Source organism: Thermoplasmata archaeon (genome assembly GCA_038851035.1).
In the GTDB taxonomy this organism is placed as follows: domain Archaea; phylum Thermoplasmatota; class DTKX01; order VGTL01; family VGTL01; genus JAWCLH01.
Genome location: JAWCLH010000012.1, coordinates 57997 through 77926, shown reverse-complemented (window position 1 = coordinate 77926; position 19930 = coordinate 57997). Strand labels below are relative to the sequence as shown.

9 protein-coding genes are annotated in these 19930 nt (G+C 59.2%); 2 read left to right on the top strand and 7 right to left on the bottom strand.

What is annotated here, in order from left to right:
* The 5 genes from QW379_05480 to QW379_05460 form a co-directional block, all read right to left on the bottom strand.
* On the bottom strand, positions 1 to 453 hold a 453-nt coding region (locus QW379_05480), incomplete at its 3' end, for a hypothetical protein (GenBank protein ID MEM2869855.1).
* Between the two features lie 149 nt (positions 454 to 602).
* On the bottom strand, positions 603 to 1931 hold the full coding sequence (locus QW379_05475) for an ABC transporter permease subunit (protein MEM2869854.1): 1329 nt from the start codon (positions 1929 to 1931) through the stop codon (positions 603 to 605).
* Complete coding sequence (locus QW379_05470) at positions 1928 to 2866, bottom strand: ABC transporter ATP-binding protein (protein ID MEM2869853.1); 939 nt, start codon at positions 2864 to 2866, stop codon at positions 1928 to 1930. Before QW379_05470 ends, QW379_05475 begins: the two co-directional genes overlap by 4 nt.
* Before the next feature lie 124 nt (positions 2867 to 2990).
* Positions 2991 to 5861, bottom strand: a complete 2871-nt coding sequence (locus QW379_05465; GenBank protein MEM2869852.1) for a PKD domain-containing protein — start codon at positions 5859 to 5861, stop codon at positions 2991 to 2993.
* A 75-nt stretch (positions 5862 to 5936) separates the two neighbouring features.
* Positions 5937 to 6905, bottom strand: a complete 969-nt coding sequence (locus QW379_05460) for a replication factor C small subunit (protein ID MEM2869851.1) — start codon at positions 6903 to 6905, stop codon at positions 5937 to 5939.
* Positions 6906 to 7050: 145 nt separating this feature from the next.
* Between QW379_05460 and QW379_05455 the strand changes: the two genes are divergently transcribed.
* On the top strand, positions 7051 to 12774 hold the full coding sequence (locus QW379_05455; protein ID MEM2869850.1) for a BNR-4 repeat-containing protein: 5724 nt from the start codon (positions 7051 to 7053) through the stop codon (positions 12772 to 12774).
* Between the two features lie 52 nt (positions 12775 to 12826).
* Here the strand turns inward: QW379_05455 and QW379_05450 are convergent, their stop codons facing one another.
* On the bottom strand, positions 12827 to 15304 hold the full coding sequence (locus QW379_05450; GenBank protein ID MEM2869849.1) for a lamin tail domain-containing protein: 2478 nt from the start codon (positions 15302 to 15304) through the stop codon (positions 12827 to 12829).
* A gap of 291 nt (positions 15305 to 15595) precedes the next feature.
* On the bottom strand, positions 15596 to 19327 hold the full coding sequence (locus QW379_05445) for a hypothetical protein (protein MEM2869848.1): 3732 nt from the start codon (positions 19325 to 19327) through the stop codon (positions 15596 to 15598).
* 79 nt (positions 19328 to 19406) lie between these two features.
* Between QW379_05445 and QW379_05440 the strand changes: the two genes are divergently transcribed.
* The gene (locus tag QW379_05440) at positions 19407 to 19913 is read left to right on the top strand and encodes an RNA-binding domain-containing protein (protein ID MEM2869847.1); all 507 of its coding nucleotides are present in this window, start codon (positions 19407 to 19409) and stop codon (positions 19911 to 19913) included.
* The last annotated feature ends 17 nt before the right edge of the window (positions 19914 to 19930 follow it).

Here is a 19930-nt window from a genome sequence, read left to right as displayed (position 1 = left end):
CCGAACTTTCCTAGGCCTTCCTCTCTTCCTCTTCAGGGGCACTATCGAGGTTGCTGCGGCTGGCTGTGTCTGTGGAGCCTGTGCGGCTGCGCTCTGAGGCTGCGGGGCGGCTACAGCCACGGCCTGTGCCGGAGCCTCCTCTGGCCGAACCTTCCTAGGCCTCCCTCTCTTGCGCTTGACGGGCAGAGCTTCAGGCTGCCCGGAAGCGACGGGTTGGGGGGCCTCCGCGCCCTTTCTCTTTCTCCTGAGGCTTCTCAGGAACTGGAAGCGCTGGCAGAGGCAGTCCTTGACAAGGCACTCGCCCATTCCGGCTCCTTCACCCGTGTCGAGGTGGCAACTGTTCTCGCAACCCCCTAGATGGCCGCAGATGCACATTGCCCCCACACCACGCAATCTTGCGGTTGTGATAAGCTGTATGGCCTCCGCCTTCCCAATCCGCCCATGATAGCGCAAGGGTCATCGCTCCTTATTCTGAGACGAAATAATCCATTTCTTCATCAAGTAATGCGGCTGTGGTTTATTAAATTTGCGCGGGCATGCTTTTCCTCCTCCACATGCCCGTCCTCAGGAGGCTGCTTCACGAATTTCAGGTGCTGTCTATATCATATCATCTCCCTCGTGGAGAACACATAAAGTCCCAGCAGGAAAAAGGTGACAAAGAAGGCAGCCAGAGCGGCCGCGCCCTCGCCCGGAGATATTCCCGAAATGGAGGCCGTGCCGGGGCTAAGCACCTCCTGGTAGCCCGTCATGGCGTTGTCCGGGTTTATGAGCTGGTTGTACCGGACGTAGTCGGGCATCCCCCCTCTGCCCCACTGGCTGAACGGCTCGCCGGAGCTCGCCAGGAGCTCGTAGCCGCCGCTGAATAGGACCGCTTCGCCAACCGATATGACCAGCTCGCACTCGCCGAGCTCGCCAGAGAAAGTGTAGTTCACACTCATCCCCTGCTCTGATTTCGCCGAGGGCTGAACCGGCTCGCCGCGCCGGAGCAGCGTGACGCACACATCGGGCGCGACCGACACCCTGAGCTCCGAGTCGTAGCTCACCATAAAGCCGTGGACACCGTCGTTTGTGAGCGTTCCGTTCAGCTCCACGCCCCTGCCCCTGGCGCTCCACTGATAGCTGCCCGGAGGAACGCCGGAGATGGTGTAGTATCCCTTCATCATCTGTCCCTCGAGCCGCGTGGTCTCGTTCTGGAGGGTGAAGACCAAGGAGGGGCCGCCGGTGAAAATTACCGTCGAGCCCTGGCCCTGCGTCTGGAGGAGGGCAGCGTCCACGCCCTCGGGCTCGCTCCCAGCCGGTTCGCTCGAGACCATCCAATATATCATACCAATATTAGATACGATGGGCATTACCAGGAACCACACCATCAGTGCGCTGAGGGCGACGGTCAGCGGGTTCTTCAGGCTGGAGGACAGGAAAAGCGTAAAAGCGACCCAGCAGGCCATCGCCCCCAGAACGAAGGCCACCGCGCCATAGGCCCTGGCAACCTCCTCCGCCGACGGCGCCTTTCCGCTCGCCGCAACGACACAGACGTATCCCGCGGTGACCACGACAATATAAACGAGGGCGATCGCAGCATAGCAAGATAGGAACTTCCCGAGAAAGACCGCCCCTCTCCTCACCGGCTTTGACAGGATGAGAATCAGGCTCTTCCTCGACCTCTCTCCGGCGATTGATGTGTAGGATATCACAATCGCCATAATTCCCGGGAAAAAGCTCGTGAAGGAGAGAACGACGCCCAGTACCGAGTTCGCTCCTGCCTTGAATGCGAGCTCGGAGCTGCCCTGCCCCGAGAGAATTCCTCCGTACAGGGAGATGACTATGAAAACGAAGGCGAATATCGCTCCTATCACAATCAGCCTCTTTGTTCTGAAGTGCTCCCACATCTCCTTCCTGAATATCGTCAGAACGGTGGTCTGGAAAGAGGTCACCTCCCCACCCCCAGTAGATCCATGAACAGGTCCTCCAGACTCGGGTTCACTTCGTAGAAGCTCAGAATTCTGCCGCCGGCGCGGACAACCTCGGCCGCCACCCTGAATTGGGCCTCGGGGTCACTGATGCGAATTCTATAGGCGGCGCCGTCCGTGGTCACAGAATCGACACCGCGAACGGAAGAGACAACAGAATATAGTTCCGGCGAGGGATTCTGAAGGAGGAGGAACAGCTGTCTGCCCATTTTGTCCTTAAAAAGGCTGGAGAGGTTCTCTATCGTGTCCTTTCGAAGGAGTCTGCCCCTATGAATCACACCGACGCTTTTGCACATCTCCTGAACCTCGAAGAGGAGGTGGGATGAGATGAAGAGGGTCATCCCAGCGGCCGTCATCTTTTTTATTATCTGGCGAACCTCCCGCGCGCCTATCGGGTCTAGACCACTCGTGGGCTCGTCGAGGAAGAGCACCTCGGGCTCCCCCATCAATGCCTGTGCGATCACGAGCCTTTGGCGCATCCCATGGCTGAAGCTCTTCACCCTCGCGGTGGCGTGCTCTCGAAGCTCCACCATTCCGAGGCTGCGCTCGATGGCCCCCTCGAGTTCCCTCCCGGACATTCCCAGCAGCGAGCCGTAGAAGCGCAGGTGGTCGGCCGCGGTGAGGTCATCGTAGAGGCCGTACTCGTCAGGCACGAGGCCTATTCTGCGCTTGACCTCGATTCCCTCGGTGGCGAGGTCATAGCCCATTATCCTGATGCTCCCGCGGTCGGGCCTAAGGAAACCGGTGAGCATTTTTATTGTGGTGGTCTTACCGGCGCCATTGGGGCCCAGGAAGCCAAAGCTCTCGCCGCGCTCAATGGTCAGGGAGAGGTTGTCCACAGCGCAGATGCCGTTGTAGGTTCGCGTGAGGCCTGAAATCTCAACGACGGGCTGGGCCATCGTTAAGTGCACATGCAATACTGTATTTATTGATATTGGTTCTTTCGTTCCCTAGCCCGGTCCCGACTGTCAGCGCAGGCAACCGGCCCCGCGTCCGCGGGAGGCGGTCCCTTATCCTTCGGACTCAGCCACCCGACCGGTCTTTTCTCCTACGCCACATGACAACTCCGGCCAGAGCGAGTAGGACAGCGACCCCCACTAACGCTGTAACGAGCGATACCGGCACGCGCGGCGCACCGGGGTTAATATCCTCGGGCCGGGGCTCGACGGTGATTATTTTTTCAGAAGTTGCGACGGCTCCGTCCCTGTCTGTGATGGTGAGGGTCACCCTGAAGGTGCCGCTCCTCTCGAACACGTGCGAGACGCGCACCCCACTCGCCCCGCCCGTCCCGTCCCCGAAGCTCCAGATGAGTGAGAGGAGCGCTAGCTCGCTCTCCACGTCAGATGAGTTGCTTGCGTCGAACCAGACTAGCTCCCCCTGCCTGACCTTCGCGGGACAGGTGAATGAAGCGGCGGGAAGATTGTTGACGACCTCGAGCTGGGGGAGTGACGTGTACCATGGACTCCAGTCACCATCGGAATCGCCTATTCTAAGCTCCAGCCTGTACCGCCCGGTGATTGCCGTCAGGGGTACCCTCAGTAGCACCTCCCACCGGCCACCGGTGGAGTTGATTTCGCTGATGAAGCCTGGGAAATGCCTGTTCTTGGAGTCGAGAACGGCGACCTCAAGGGTGAGGCTGGAGAGCTCGCTCTCGTAGTCACCACCCGTGACCGTTATCAGTGCACTCTCGCCCCTCAGAGCACGCGTCCGGGAAAGTCTCGCCGTCTCTACAAACGGGAGAGCGTTCTCCACCCTAAGCGACTGGGAGAGCTCGAGCCAGCCACTCTCCCCCCCATCGGAGTCAAGCACGCGGGCCCTGAAGTCATAGATCCCCACGGGCCAGGAGGAATTCACCTCTACCCGGAATCTCCAAACGCCCTCGTAGTATTCTCCCTCTGCGTCCAGGCTCCTCCAGTCTCCGCCTGCACAAGAGCATTGAAGGGCGGGACGCAGCTCTCTCGCGGGGCTCTCGACGTCGCTGGCATTGAGGGTGATGCTTAGGACGCCTCCGCGGATGATGCTCTCATCGGAGAGGGAGAAGTCCTTCACCACCGGCCTGTTGTTCTGAATCTCCAGGCTCGAATTCAGATAGCTCCACTCGCCCTGCTGGCCGTCCGGATCCATGAGCGCGAGGCGGACATCGGCCTTTCCGAGCGGGGTCGTGGACGGAACCGTCAGGGGCGCGCGGAACCGGGCCCCGTCGAATGTGGCCTCGAGAGGGAGCCAGTGGTCCGAGCCGGGAGGGCGCCATTCGAATATGGCCGTCAGGTCCTCCTCACTGCTCTCGATGTCCCTGCCATCCGCCGAGAGCTCAACCGTCTGCCCACGAAGGACCCATGACCTGGAGAGCGTGGGCTCGGAGACGGTCGGGAGGTCGTTCACAGCATTGAAGGTAAGATTTATCTCCTTCTGGGAGGCGAGGTTCCTGCTGTCCGACACGGAGATGGTCACTAGTGTGGTTCCGTACCAGTTCGGCACTGGAGTGAAGACGAGCGTCTGGTTGGGCTCGCTCGAGACCGAGGCCAAGTGCCTGCTGTCGTAGCGGGCGACCGACCACCTCAGGGAGGTCTGGGGGTCCTCTGGGTCGGACGCAAAGGAGGTCATCCTGGCCACGATCGGAACGTCCTCGTCGGATGCGAAGCCTGTGAGGGCAGGGGAGATTCGGGGACGGCTGTTGACGACCACGGTCTTAGACACCGAGTTGTTCATCTCATTCAGCTCTCTGACGGTGTTGTCAGGGTCCACGATGCCGATTATCGTGTGGGACCCACCGGTCGCTCTCCACTTGAAACTGGCAGTGGTGCTCTCGGTCCCTGCGAGGCTGAGCTGCGCGGTGTGAATAAGGTTCTCAGCGCCAACTGAGTCGAGATAGAAGCGGACCGTCACCGTCGAGCTAACCAGCCTCTCCGAGTTGTGAATTGGCAGGGCGATCGCAAGCTCGTCACCCTCGTTGGCGTTCGGGGGGTTGATGCTCATCTCGTCGTCCCTGACGAAAAGGTCCGGGTAGTGCCAGACGACCGTTGCGCCCGGTCCAACACTCGGGCCGGGATCCGGAGCCCCGTGGACCTCGACCGCGGCTGGATAGTAATATTTTATATAATCCCAGCACGAGTGGCTGTCATGGGTGCTCGACGCGTTGTGGCTCTCGTCGGTGCACAGCTCCCAGTAGTGGTATGGGTCGGACATGATACAGGTGCCATAGGCGGGGCTGTCGCAGAGGGTCTCGTCGCCCCAGGGGTGCTCTATGTACTCGTCGGGAAGCATGAAGGCGTAGTGCCCCATCTCATGGGCCAGAATTATCGCGCCCATAGCGCTGTCCCAGGGCTGCCCCCACGCGTCCCTCCCTATCTGGATTATGCCTCCGTAGTAGTAACCGCCGAGGTTGGCGTTCGCTCTGTACATGCTCTGGTCAAGGACATGGATGTTCGCCGTATTCCACATCACCCGATTGTTGTACATGTCGAACCTGTTGATGTAGAATTGGCCGTCGGTGTAGTCATATACCAGGTCCGCGAAGCGCCTCAGCCCGCCCGCCATGTCGTTGAATTGGGCCACGGTGGCATCGTAGCCGAAGGAAAGGCTGAGGGAAAAGTTCATGATGAGCGGGTGGACCGTCCGCGCCTGTGCGGGCCCCTGGAGCTGCTCGTCCGTCACTGTCATGAGGGAGTAGTCAGGCCAGGTGACCCCGCGGAGCCTCTCCCTTGCCCCAGCCCCGGGCATCACGAAGCCGGGAGGAGGGTTGAGGGGGGGGCGGACATCGTCGAGGAACCAGGGTAGCTCGCTCTCCTCCGCGGGGGCCCCGCTGAGGTAGACAATGGGCGGGATCATGGGGAGGGTCAGTGCGACTACCGCCATCTGAACCGCGAGGGAATGCAGGGCCTTCATTTCCTTCATTTTTATCTCCTTTTGATTTAACAGTAATAAAAATTCGATATAAAGTTATTGGTGCTTGGTACCCGCGGGCCTAGTTTAGGACTGCTCCTTTATTTTTGCCCCGACGGCAGCTAAATGGGCCAGGAGTGCCTCGAGCTGGATGCGCTCGTTGGCCCCCTCGACCATCCTAAACTCGACCTCGCCAATATGGTCCACGAGCTGGACTTTCAGCCTGTCCGGGATGCCGGTGTCGAAAATGCTCCTGTGGAGCTGCCTGATGATGTCCTCGCCAGAAAGTCCGTATTCGAGGATGAGCCCGTCGAGCGAAGAGCGGGCCTTGAAAAAGTCACCGGATAGGGCCGTCTCAATCAACGCCTTGACCTCCTCCGGTCTGGCGGTCGAGGTGATCTTGTATATCGTCTCGGCGTCTATCCTGCTCCCCAAAGAGGCCGCTACCTGAAGCGAGTTGATTCCCCTCCTCATGTCACCCTCGGAAACATAGAGAAGGGCGTCCATGCCGTCGTCGGTTATCTTGAGGCCCTCCTTGGCGGCAATGTTCCTCAGATGCTTTGACATGTCCTCCGACCTTATCGGTCTGAACCGGAAGACGGCGCAACGGGACTGTATGGGCTCGATTATCTTTGAAGAATAGTTACATGATAGGATGAATCTGCATGTCTGCGTGTAGCGCTCCATCGTCCGTCGGAGAGCAGCCTGTGCGTCCGCCGTGAGGGCGTCGGCCTCGTCCAGGAATATCAGCTTGAACATCCTCTCTCCCATGGCGGCGGTGCGGGCGAAATCCTTTATTTTCGTCCTGACCACCGCGATACCCCGCTCGTCACTGGCATTCAGCTCGAGAAAGCTGCCCCGCCACCCCTCTCCGTAGAGCTCCCGGGCGAGAGCGATGGCGCAGGTGGTTTTCCCTGTTCCGGCCGGACCTGCGAACAGGAGATGGGGGAGGTTCCCCGCTCTTACATAGCCCTGAAGCCTCACCACGACGTCGTCCTGACCGACGACCTCGGAAAGCTTTCTGGGTCTGTACTTCTCAACCCAGACGTCCTCCATTTCGGCCCCTTCAGCGAAACCATGAATGGTGCCGATGGAGATAATACTTTTGCATTCGAGACCGGGCCCCCTGGCGATTGCAGACCGATTGCAGACCAAAAGATACATATCTTTATACGGGGTTTATATTGAGCGGTGGATTGAGATGCCCGACAACCAGAGCACTTGCTGTGGATTGGTTGCTGCGGCCGTATTGCTTCTCATTTTCCTCGCTCTACAGCCGGGTGGGGGCTCAGAGCTGAGCTTCGGTTCTGACACGCTGATTACTAGTAACTCTAATGCTCAGGAGAACCCTTGGATTGTCGTCACAAACGACTCCATTCTCGTCATCTGGCAGGACGAACGGAACAGCGTTGGGAGCCCGGACATATACTTCGCACGCTCCACCGACAACGGAAGCACCTTCTCAACCCCCGTCCGTGTCGATGATTCGACCACTGGGAGCCAGGCCTATCCAAGGATGGTGGTTGACAACTCAGGAAAAATCCACGCAGTCTGGCAGGACACCAGGAGCGGGAACACGAGAATCTACTATGCCAACTCGAAGGACAATGGCACCACTTGGTCAGCGTCCATACAGGTGAACCAGACCAGCACGGGCCAGCAGTCCGTGCCCTCTATAGCTGTCGACTCAGATGGGACTATACATGTGGTGTGGGACGACAGTCGCTCGGGTGCCCACGTCTACTACGCCAGATCAACCGACGGCGGCGCATCCTTCGGGGCTGCTAAGAAGCTCGACTCAAGCACCGGAACCGCGCGATACCCATGCATCTGCACATCGCCGAGCGGGAGGGTCACTGTGGCGTGGGAGGACACGCGAAACACCAAGGCAGACATATTTCTCACGACCTCCACCGACGGAGGGGCCTCCTTCGGAGCAGAAGTCAATGTTACTCGGGACACTCATACCACCTCGCAGACGAAAGTGCGGGCCTCTTATGATTCCAGCGGCGGCCTCCATCTGGTCTGGCAGGACGACAGGAACGGGAACTTGGACATCTATTATGGCTTCTCGAGCGATGGGAGCGATTTCACCGCTTCGCCCGTTAACGACACCGCGGCCGGCTCAACGGACCAAGAGCAGCCGGCGATTTATGTGGACGGTGGAGGAAAGGTGCACGTGGTCTGGAGGGACAAAAGAGCCGGCAGCGTTTACAACATCTACTACGCAGAGGGCAATAGCACTGGCGTTTTCTCCTCCAATGTCAGGGTCGACAACGCCACCTCCGTAGCCAGTTGCAGCGACGCCTGTGTGGCCGCGGACCCCAACGGAATTGCCTGCGCCGTGTGGGAGGACAATCGCAATCTAAATATGGATATATTCTTCGACCGGGTCCAGAACGCTCCCCCCCTCCCCCCCGAGCTCCTAACCCCAGCCAACGATACCTGGGTCACCACCGGTACCCCGTCCTTCACTTGGGCCTTTAAAGACCTCAATGAAAATGACACGCAGAGCGCCTTCCAGCTTCAGGTGGATGATTCAATCTCTTTCACCTCCCCCAACTATGACTCAGGAACAGTTCTGTCCAACGAATCCACTCATACCCCCTCTTATCAGCTCGCCGACGGCACGTACTACTGGAGGGTCAGGACGAGGGACAGCGGCGGTGTTTGGGGCCACTACTGTACCCCCCGGGTGGTTAAGATAGACACCGTTGCCCCCTCGGCCTACCCGCCTGAGGACGGGGGAGTCTGGGCGACCTCCACCACCCTGAACTGGAGCTGGGAGCCATCAAGCGATGCCACCTCCGGTGTGGCGGGCTACTACATCTCCATTGGAAGAGCGCCCGGCCTCTCCGATGTCGTAAGCGAGGCCTGGACGGTCGAGAACAGATACTCGCTGACCGGAGGCACAAACGGGACGACCTATTACGCGAGGGTGAGAGCTAGGGACAATGCTGGCAACATCGGCTCCTGGAGTATTGAGAGCGACGGCATAACCGTCGACATCACGGTTCCGACTGCGGGACAGCCCTCGGACGACGGTCTCTATGTCAACTCATCCCTCCTCAGGTTCCGCTGGACCGACTCGGAGGACTACCCCTCGGGCATCGCGGGCTACTATATCTGCATAGGCAGCGGCCCCGGTCTGGACGACATCGTCAGGGACGCCTTCACCCCTTCCTCATCATATACTTACGCCGGCGGCCTTAATGGCGTGACTTACTACGCCAAAATAAAAGCGAAGGACAACGCCGGAAATGTGGGCGATTATGGGCCGAGCAGCGATGGAGTTACCGTGGACACCTCCATCCCAGTGAGCTACTCCCCCCAGGACAACGGGACATACAGCAATAGCACCACCCTATACTGGTACTGGCCCCCATCATGGGATTCTCCCTCGGGAATCAAAGGCTACTACGTATCCGTGGGGACCTCATACGGGGCCAACGACACCGTGGCCGATTACTTCACCACTGCGACAAATTTCACATTTGAGGGAGGTGTGGACGGAGTTACCTACTACTGCCGCATTCGCGCGGAAGACAACGCCGGTAATCTCGGTCCATTCAGTGCGTCGAGCGATGGTATCACAGTCGACACAACTCCCCCCTCCGACCCCCAAGTGCTGGACGAGGGAGAGTACACGAGATATTCAACATTCCTCAGAGCGAGCTGGAGCAGCTCTATAGACGAGGTTTCCGGGGTTGTCGAGTACAGGTACGCGATCGGTACCTCTCCCGGCAGGGACGACATAGTCAACTGGACGTCGGCGGGCGTCGGAACCTCTATCACAAAGCTCAACCTCAGCCTGAGCAACGGCGCCACATACTATTTCTCAGTAAGGGCAAGAAATGGTGCGGGCCTCTGGAGCGGCACATCCGTCTCGGACGGAATCATCGTCGACACCAGCGTCCCGGTGGCCTCCAAGCCCTCTGGAGGCGGCCCCTACTCCACCTCGTCCTCCATCACTTGGAGCTGGGAGGCCTCGACCGACTATCCCTCCGGGGTCTCAGGGTATTTTGTGTCAATAGGCACCTCTCCGGGCGCTTCGGACGTCGTCCGAGACGCATTCACTCAGGACACCTTTTTCACCTATTCATCGGCCCAGAACGGAAGGACCTATTATGCAAAAATCAGGGCCGTCGACCGCGCCGGGAATGTGGGGGAGTACGGCCCGAGCAGCGAGCCCGTGACCGTGGACACCTCCATCCCGCACGCGCCGACCCCGATTGACGGGGGCCAGTACAGCACCTCGGCCACACTGGTTTTCAACTGGACGGAAGTTGAGGACATCCCCTCAGGCATCGCCGGCTACTTTATCTCCATCGGGACAACCCCCGGTGGCTCGGATGTTCTCTCAGATTTCTGGACCGACAGACTCTCCTATACGCTGACGGGTGCGGAGGGCGGAAAGAGCTACTATGCGAAGCTGCGGGCTGTGGACCGCGCCGGGAACGTCGGGCCATACAGCGCCCCAAGCGACGGCATCCTCGTCGACCTGACGCCGCCCGCGCCTGTGGTCGTATACAGCGGAGGTTATGTGCGAAGCACCGTCGGCCTCTCCTTCTCCTGGAGCGTCTCGCTCGACCCCGAGAGCTCCGTCGCTGAGTATCGCTGGGCGCTCGGCACCTCTCCGGGCGCGTCCGATGTCATCCCCTGGACGAGCGCGGGCCTGAAGATTTCCGCCTCTCCCACAGGTCTTCAGCTCCAGAATGGGAGAACCTACTGGGTTTCGGTTCAGGCCCGAAACGCCGCGGGACTCTGGAGCGAGGTGGCATCGGGGGAGCCGGTGACGGTGGACGTCGTCGCTCCGGCGGCTTCCGCCCCCGCCGCCGCGGGCCTATTCGTCAATCGCTCCGCGGTCACGTGGGTATGGCCAGAGTCCTTGGACACGGAGACGGGCGTGGCCGGGTATTTTGTCTACATAGGGACAACCCCGGGGGCGACCAATGTCGTGGACGGCGCTTGGACGCCCAACTCCACCTTCACCTATCTCGGCGGTGTGAATGGAGAGACCTACTACGCTTTCGTGAAAGCAGTGGACAGGGCGGGCAACATCGGCGACCCATCTCCCCCGGGCCCAGGCGTCACCGTAGACACCTCGATTCCTTCGGTGTACCCCGCGAGGGCCGGCTCGGCCTACTCTGGCCTCACATCGATTCAATGGACTTGGACACCGTCGTCGGACTATCCGTCAGGAGTGGAGGGCTATTACGTCTCCATTGGAACCTCACCAGGCGGCGAAGATGTGCTGAGGGAGCAGTGGACCACCGCCAGCTCATTTCTCTTCCCCGGCGGTCAGGATGGCGTGACCTATTTCATAAAGGTCAGGGCGAGGGATGGGGCGGGCAATATCGGGGATTATGTGCTGGGGGACGGTGTGACTGTTGACCTCATCCCTCCGGATGGGAACGTCACGATCGAGGGCGGGGCAGCCGCTACCTCGCGTAGGAGCGTGATGCTTTCAATCAGCGCCTCTGACGACTCGGTCGAGATGATGGTCAGCCACAGCGCAGACTTCGGGGGTGCGAGCTGGGAGCCCTTCGCCCGCTCCAGGAGCTGGGTGCTCGAGCCGGGTGATGGGGAAAAGAGGGTCTATGTAAAGCTGAGGGATCGGGCGGGTCATGAATCGGAAACTCTCTCAGCAACTATTACCCTTGATACCTCGGTCGCCTCCTTCAGAATCGAGTCCTCGGTCGGGTCGGAGACCAGAGAGGCCTCCACCACGATTTCTGGAAGGACCGAGCCCGGCTCGAGGGCTTTCGTCAATGGAAGAGAAGTGACAGTCTCTCCCGACGGTCTCTTCAGCACTTCCGTCGAGCTTCAGGAGGGTTCGAACGTGATTGTAGTGACGGTCGTCGACGCAGCGGGCAACACCCAGACTCTCACAAGGTCGATATGGCGGACGCCGACGCTTAGTCTCGGCGGTGGTTCGGAGGGCGGGATAACCGTGGCTCTTTCAATTATTGCCATCCTGCTCGTGCTCCTCCTTCTCTTTATCAGCGTGCGCACCCAGAGGATGCTGATGCAACACCTCTCCGCCGCCCACGCTCCCGAGGTAAAAGAAATCGCACCTCCGGGCAAGGAGGGAGCGCCTCGAAAGGAGGGGAGGGTCGAAAGGGCAGAGGAGGGGCACGAGGAGGGCTTTGTCGAAAGGGCCAGCCCGCCGGGGCCGGAGGGCGGCGGTGGGGGGGAGGGGGCGGGGGTTGAGATTGCCCGGGAACCGCCCGAAGGGCCCCGGGCTGAGAAGGGAGGGGGTGAGGAGAGGGCTGGGAAGGCCCCGGAGCCCTGGCCCAGGGGGGAACTCACCGGAGGACCCGAGACGGCTGCCGCCCAGCCCCCTGAGGAAGCGGTTCCGGCCCAGTACCCGCTCGCCGCAGAAGGCGACGTGGTGATCAGAGCCGACGGGACAGAAGTGCCCGCGCCCGAGCCCCAGCTGGTCTCCGAATGGAGCCCCGAGACAGGCCGGTGGGTTCCGGTGAGCGACGAGAGGCCCCCAGTGGAGGCCGAAGCACCGCTAGAGGGGGCCGTACCGGCCGAGCCCACCTCCGTCATCGGCGCGGGAGCGAGGCCCCACCCGCACGACGAATTCGCCCGGACAGCCCTACCGAAGGAGGAGAGGCCACCGGAGGTAACTGCACCCCTCCCTGCGCCTCCGGCTCCCGGTCAGAGGCTGAGCGCCAGGCAGATATACGAAGCGCTCTATGGGAAAAGGCCGGGCCCGCCCTCCCCACCGCCAGCTGCTCAGACCCCGGCCGTTCCTCCAGAGGCCGCGGCCCAAGTCAGACCATCCCCGGAGAAAAAGATGGTCGGCAGGTCAAAGTGCCCCCGGTGCAAGGGGATAATTCCCATCTACTCTCTCGAAAGGCCCCTGACCATTGAGTGCCCATCGTGCGGCCTCAAGGGCGTCATAAAACAGTAGGTAAAGCCGACGGAGTCGGAAGAAAGCGGTTGCGTGCCTCCATTCTAGGCTCTTAAGCACCGTGCCGCTTCGATTTGAAGAGTCGTTTCAGGATGAGAGCAGAAGATATCGCCGCCGCGGTTGAAATTAGAACGGCTGATGTTGAGGGTAAGAATGAAGGAGGGGAGGGCTCACTGACGACGAGCCACGCGCCCACACGCTCGACCAGCCCCGAGCGGTTTGCCTCCAACTCGACTAAATATTTCCCAGCGCGCCCCGGAGCCCTGAAGCTGAGGTTGAAAGAGCCGTCCGTGGAAGCGATGGTCAATTGCCTCTCCTGAGGCATCCCACCCCCGCTAATGGCGAGGCGCAGGCAAGCACCCGCAGCAGCGGCGCCGGTCGAGCGGAGAACTTTTCCAGTGGCAAAAAGCAAACCGAAAGGTCGCGATTCATTCCTCGAAAGCCGGAGGGTGAGGAGCATATAGTCTTTCACCCTCAGCTGGAGGGCGACCGAGCTGAACACGCCGTCAAGAGTGCAGGTGAGGCAGAGGGTGTAGACACCGGCCTCCTCTGGCGCCGGGAACTCCAGTGTGTAGATTCCATCGAGGTCCGTGGTGGTGCACCAGACTTCGGCTAAGGACATGTCCCGAAAAATATCTGGAGCGAAAGAGAGTGTGATGAGAGCACCTGGAGCCGGAGCGCCGGTCTCTATTTGAACTCGTCCTGTGATGGTCAACGGCTGCGTCACGAAAGTTTCAGTGCGGTTCAGGAGGGCCGTGAGCCGCAGCGAATGCTCCTGACCTTGTGTCCCAGGGACGGGCCCCGGGTCCCCACCAGGTGGGGCAGCGTCCGTGCACGGAACCACAACCAGACCCAGCCTAAGGTAGGCGATGAAATCGTCGGCCTCTCCAATTATTATAATTTGGTGATTGCCCGGTTCGCAGGGGGCGTCAAAGCTCAGTGCGTAGGCCCCGGCACCGTCCGCGGTCGTCGTGTTGAGCAACTCCCCATCCTCGCCTGTGGCGCGCACTCTGGCTCCTTCGACAGGCGTGCCGTTTTCAAACGAAACTGAGCCTGTTATAATGGCGGTCCCGCCCGGTTTACAGAAAGGCGTCTTGAGAAAGGCACTAAGCCTCAGCGAATGTGGCCTCAGGTCGCGAACGATGTACTCAGTATCGTTTGTGGAGGCGGTGGTCTGGTTCCTCGTGTCTGTTGCCTTCACTCTGTATCTCACGACACTCCCCGACGGCAGACCGGGAATCTCGCCTGTCCACACCCGACCTGAGAACAACATCTCGGACTGGTTTTGGGAGCCAGGGTGGAACGAATATAGCAGATTCACTGACACAACACCGAAGTCGTCCTGCACCTCGGCCATGACGGTTACTGGCTGATTCTCGCCAGGTTCCTCGGGCTCGTGTCGCACCGTAACTATTTTAGGCGGAATGTCAAGAATATTCGTCTCCCCTGGCGTGGGAATGGTAAGATTGGTCACAGAGTCAGTGCCGTCCGGATATCGCCCTATTGAAAAGTCTGGGGCCGAGCCTGAATAGCTGATATTGTCGAGCTCCTTTCCCGAAGGGTCCAAAATCCTGACAATGTCCCCCTCATCGTTCAGGCCCAGATGTGTGAGGCTTCCGAAAAGGACGAGGTACCCCATAGGTGGAACTCTTGCGCTTTCCCTGAACACGAAAGGCCTAGAGCCGCCCTGAGAATCATCCAGCGCATAGCCCGCCAGGTCCACAGGATTAGTTGAAGAGGGATTGAAGAGTTCAATCCACTCGTCTCCCGGGCCTATCTTTCCGTCACCGTTCCAGTCACGGGCCGGGCAGGGCATCACCTCGTTCAAGCTCACCGGGCCCACCTCTCCATTCTCATTGGGAGCGCCGGGAGTGGGGAGGGAGGCGAACCAGTCGGACCCACTATCGGTGTCCGGACCACCGGGGAGCCTCCCGATGGAGAGTCCCTCAGGAGCATAGGGGTTGGGACCGGACCACATTCCTTCGCTCGGAGGCGGGTCCAAGTAGGTCCCACAGCCGTAGGCGACGTAGTCAACACACGCGCCGGAGGCGTCGGACAGGAGTGCGTCGTCGCCGGTGTTTGTCCAGATGGGAGCCCCCGCGCCGATGTACAATGTGCCCGAACCGTCTGAGAGCTCTGTGTCGTCGACCCCTGCGGAGGTTTTGATGAGGAGAAAGGCGCCGACTGGGAGAATGATATCGGGAAAGGCGATGTCGGGCCGGTCGCCGTCACCATCGCTGAGGGTCCAGCCACATATATTCACGGCTTGCGGTCCGGGGTTCCATAGCTCGACGAACTCCCCCTCGACCTCGCTGCACGCCGGGTCGTAGAGAACCTCGTTGATCAAGACAGGGGGGCCAGCGCTGCGGCATATCTCCCGGGGAGCCCCCTCAGTAACGAGGGAGTCCGGGGCAGGGCTCCACCCCTCGTCCAGTAGAACGGCCGAGACCTCGGGGCCGCGGGCGAGGTAGCTGGCTTCTGGGGTCACCAATCCAATGCAGACTGCGATTCCGAGAATTACGAGCTTCATGGGACGCGTGCGCATTATTTCATCACGGCGCTTGACCCGAAGACGGGGTATTTAATCACTCTATGGTAGGTACCAGGATAATCATCCGAGGCCCATTCGCCATCCGGAATCAGAACACCCGTGCTCCCATGGCAAATACCCCAAATCTCGTCGTTCTTAATATCCTGCTCCTTTACTCCCTCGTGATGGGTTAGGCCAATCAAAGCGAGGGCGCACACTCACACTCAGCCGGCACCAGGGTTTAAATGCCGACACCCCCCGGCCCGCGCTGACGCTGCTCCTCCGTCTATCTTAGAGGCTGGGCGGGGGAGGCGGAGGAGTGCCGGCCGGGGGAGGAGGCAGGGGCAACTCGGGTTGGGTGCCCTTCTCCGTGGGTTTTTCCCGCCCCTTCTCTTTCTCCCTCTCTTTCTCTTTTGCCTCCGCCGGCTTTTCCTCCTTTTTGACCGCCTCTTCCTGTCCTCCGCCCTTCGCTTTCTTGGCTCTTCTCCTGAACGACACGCCACACTTGGGACACTCAGTGGACTGCGGCGGAATCCAAGCGCCGCACGCAGAACACTTCACAACCTCGGTTTCGAATTCCGTGTTGCACTTGGGGCACTTCAGGGCGTTCTCAGGAATAAACGCCCCACAGGCGCCGCACTCGACCAGTTTGGCCGCCTCGACCTGCATTCTCCAGAGGAACAAGCCAACACCGGCCACAATGACGACGACCAGTGTGCCGATAACAGCGATGATCCAGGCAGGAATCGGGGCTGCCTCGGCGCCCACGACAGCTTTTTTCACCGTAAACACCGCCGCCACGGAGGGGGCGCTAAGACTAAGGTTGCCCGCAGTATATGAGGCTGATATGGTGACTGTATACTGCATCACCATCGAAAACTTACCCATGTTCACGCTGAACCCGCCCATCGCATTGGTCGTGGTAACGAAGTTCTTCCCGGCGGCAGGCACGGAGACTATCACAGTGGCGTTGGAGGCAACACCAAGGCTCTTCTCCTTTCTTGTCGCTTTATCAATGATTAAGAATTCCACATCACCATAGATGATGACATCATCTTTGTTCCTGAGATACTTTCTATCGGACCTGTCGAAGCCCCTGATGTTTATCCTCAGCTTCTCGGGCTGTGGCGCGGGAACGGAGAGGTTAAAGACGGAATCGCTCCCGGGCTCCGCGCCCTCAACCGAAGCGGTGACCGTTACTGTAATATTCCGTTCGGATGGGGGAGGAGCGTTGAAAGTTATGTTAAAGAAGCCGTCGGGTCCTGTGGTCGCCTCGAAGGCGCTCCCGCTGGTGCTCAGAGTGAGCCTTACCGGGACGCTTGCGGCCGGCTCGACGTATCCGCCCTTATAAATCTTCCACACATGGCCCCTGCAGTAAATAAGCTCCCCCTCGGCGAGGCCCTCGTACTTGCTGAGGTTGTCGATTTTGACCAGAAGTCGCTCGAGGGGATTCGTGTATCTGTCCATTAGAACGGTCAGCTCGACGTTTTCCCTCATGCTGATGTCATAGGGTCCGTATGTCACACTTTCTCCGGGTGCTGTGGTCTTCGAGACCACGACTTTGTAGTTACCGAGGAAAATGACCTCGTTTGCGAGCACCTTTTTTCCCACGAGCAGGAACACCGCCTTCCCATTTGCGGCCGTGCTCTGTACCCCTCCCGGGATGGTGGCGTTCGTGGTGTAGTTGCGAACCGTGACCTCAGCGCCTTCGACCGGTGTCCCGAGCGAATCGAGCGCGGTGAGGGTGAAGAGCCATTGGACCGTCACCTCCGCGCTGCCGTTCACTACTATGTCGGGTGCGGAGACGTTGGTGAGTAGGCCAGCGCTGGCCCCGTCGAAAACGAGCGGTATAGGGTAGTTCGTGCTTGTTGAGATAAAGGACTGGGCGCTGAGCTCGATGCTCTCATAGTTGAGCTCGCACTCTATTATCGATATGGTCGTTGCGGTAAGGTTGAGCTTAGAATTCGCTTTCGTTTCCAGACCTTTCTCAAAGTAATCGCCAGAGATGACGCACTTGGAGAACGAGACAACGCTGCCGGTTATCGTTAGCTCCGGCACGGCGATCCCGCAATTCGTGAACTTCAAGCTCTGACCAACATTGATTCTTGAGGCAGTGCCGCCTGGTGGGGGACCCTGTATGGTTGCATTGCCGATCTCACCCATCTCAACGTTGAACACCAGAGCTCCTCTTAGGCTATTGAACGGGTGGGGTAGGAGGGAGGTGATTGTGAGTTTCACCTCGCTGAAAGTCCCCATGATGCTGCCGTTCAGCTCGATGTTCCGGGCGTTGAAGCTCCCTCGGGCGCCCGTTTGCTCGTCCTCCAGACCGACAAGGGCGTTGATGTTCATCACTCCAGGCATCACGCTCGTGGGCTCAATGGTCAGCTGCCCCGAGCCTATGATGTAAACGTTGAGCCTTTTATTGCTTGTAATGCCCCCACCCTGGAATATCATTTTGCCTGTTGGATAAATATAAACCCCTGCCCAGAAGTCGCTCGGCTGCTCGATGTATAGGGGAACATTGTGAAATGTCAGCGTGGACCAGACGTAGATATCCCCGGACCATGTATAGGAGCCGGGTCCGAGAGGGTCGCCTTTGGTTGTTGGGGTAGTAACGTTCCAGGGGCTGTGGCCCGTCTGATAGAATATCGGCTCGAAAACAATGGTCCTCCGAACGTTGTTGGACTCAGGAGTCATCGTCGGGTAGAACGGCAGCTGGATGTTGGTCTGGGCGTGCACACTGCCCATGACACCAGTGATGTTGTAGGAGCCTATCGGTTTGGGAATCGGTCCGGGGAGGAGAATATCTGTGATCACAGTGAACCGGGCATCGCCGTACTTGTCCGTGGTCTGGCAGAGGGCCTGGCCATATCCGAATAGGTTCCGCACCCAGAGGGTTGCGTATGGGATGGAAAGCCCGCTGGTGTCCTCGGCGTGCATGGTCAGATATCTATGGATGTACACGAGGCTGGTGTCCCTAACGTCGATCGTCCCGGACACAACACCTGTTAGCCAGACCACCGACGAGCCCGTGACGTTCATTGTATCCGCGGCCATCTGAAGAGAGCCACCAGAGAGCTGGAAAACTGAGTCCATTGCGGTCAGGGTGGAGTGAGTGATTCTTATTGTTTCATTGGAAAGGACGGTGGTGCTCGCGATGGTGGCGTTCGTTCGCTCAAAATTTATAACGCCCTCGACGGATGAATCGGAGGCAGTTATGTTCCCCCCGCGGACCCTCAGACCCCCGGTGAGCGTACTGTTGGATATACGGACCTGGGCCCGGTCCCGGGTAACGACGGTGGCGGAGAGTGTGCAATCGGGGTCGACGATGAGCTGCCCATTCCCCTCCACCAGAATTCTCAGGGCAAAGTTGCTTATTATTTCAGAGTTGCGGAGCGTCAGCATACCCTGCTCATCGATCACTATCCCGTACTGATAGTCCCTCTCCTGAGCGAAATAAATCGTTGAATTCTCAATAACTAGCCTTCCTATCCCCCACACACCCAAAATATCCGCCATAACCTTCGTCGGTCCGGGGAATGTCTCGAGTCTATCGTAGACCACCCAGGAGAAAATCGTTGTCAGTGTTATGTCAGCTGATGCATTGTTGTCCGACCAATCGACCTCGGGATGGTCCGAGGGATAGGCCGCGACCCAGAGCTCATGGAACCCCGATGGAACGCCGGAAGTATTCCAATTGATGCTGACGGGCTGCTGCTCGTGTTCGCCGAGAACCGTCTGGTAGCTGCCGATAACGCGTCCCTGCGAGGGGGGCCCGTCGTAGAAAAATACATCAACGGTTGAGCTCACCTCACCATCGTTGGCAATAATCGCCATGACCCTTACCACATCGCCGACGTCGGGATGGGTAGGGCTGATTGTAATGGACCCGGGGATAATCACGAGGTCAGCACCGCTCTGTCTATCCCCCGGGACGACCGCTGGCAACATCGTCATCGTCAGCATCACAATACAGCCCAGGACCCATGCCTTGGACGGACGTGAGCTCTCCGTACGCCTCATTTTCCCGGCCTCTTCGATGAGTATTTTTGTAAAAGTATATAAACATTGATACAATACTCATTATTCAGTTAAGGGAGAGATGAAGGAGATGAAGGCTATGGCCCTTCCTAGCACTATTAAGGAGGTCTTGCTGAGGACCTTCGAGCATGCCACGGAGAGTCATGAGAAGGTTCTGCTCGCCCTAGAAACCATCTCCGGCTCGAAAGACTATAGGCAAACTCTTGCAGAGGGGTACTATGGTAATCGTATAGCTGTGTTAGAAACTGTGCTGACATCAAAAGAAGCCGTGGGGGCATTCTGGGAGAGGCTCCGTAGCAGAGGCCTTCTGGCGGGGATAGAGGAGAACTTGGAGGAGAGAGTAAACGACAGCGGGGAGCTATTCCTGCGCTTTGACAAGCAGGCGGCGGTCGAGGGCAGACTGGTCCTTTCCCAAGGAGACGATGTAGTTATCGCCAGGGCGAGAGTGAGGGGATTCCCGACAGGCGCGCCGACTCGCTGCAGAAGGGACAGGGTGATTGAAGAGGTGAGGCATTTTCTGAGGGAGCTCGGGGGGTCCGGCATTCCGGAAAGAAGCCCCGATAGTTAATTTTTTATCATTCAAAA

Excerpts from the sequence above, each read along its gene's own strand:
- QW379_05450 (MEM2869849.1), bottom strand. The coding sequence starts at position 15,304 with ATGAAGCTCGTAATTCTCGGAATCGCAGTCTGCATTGGATTGGTGACC.
- QW379_05470 (MEM2869853.1), bottom strand. The coding sequence starts at position 2,866 with ATGGCCCAGCCCGTCGTTGAGATTTCAGGCCTCACGCGAACCTACAAC.
- QW379_05445 (MEM2869848.1), bottom strand. The coding sequence starts at position 19,327 with ATGAGGCGTACGGAGAGCTCACGTCCGTCCAAGGCATGGGTCCTGGGC.
- QW379_05460 (MEM2869851.1), bottom strand. The coding sequence starts at position 6,905 with ATGGAGGACGTCTGGGTTGAGAAGTACAGACCCAGAAAGCTTTCCGAG.
- QW379_05455 (MEM2869850.1), top strand. The coding sequence starts at position 7,051 with ATGCCCGACAACCAGAGCACTTGCTGTGGATTGGTTGCTGCGGCCGTA.
- QW379_05440 (MEM2869847.1), top strand. The coding sequence starts at position 19,407 with ATGAAGGAGATGAAGGCTATGGCCCTTCCTAGCACTATTAAGGAGGTC.
- QW379_05465 (MEM2869852.1), bottom strand. The coding sequence starts at position 5,861 with ATGAAGGAAATGAAGGCCCTGCATTCCCTCGCGGTTCAGATGGCGGTA.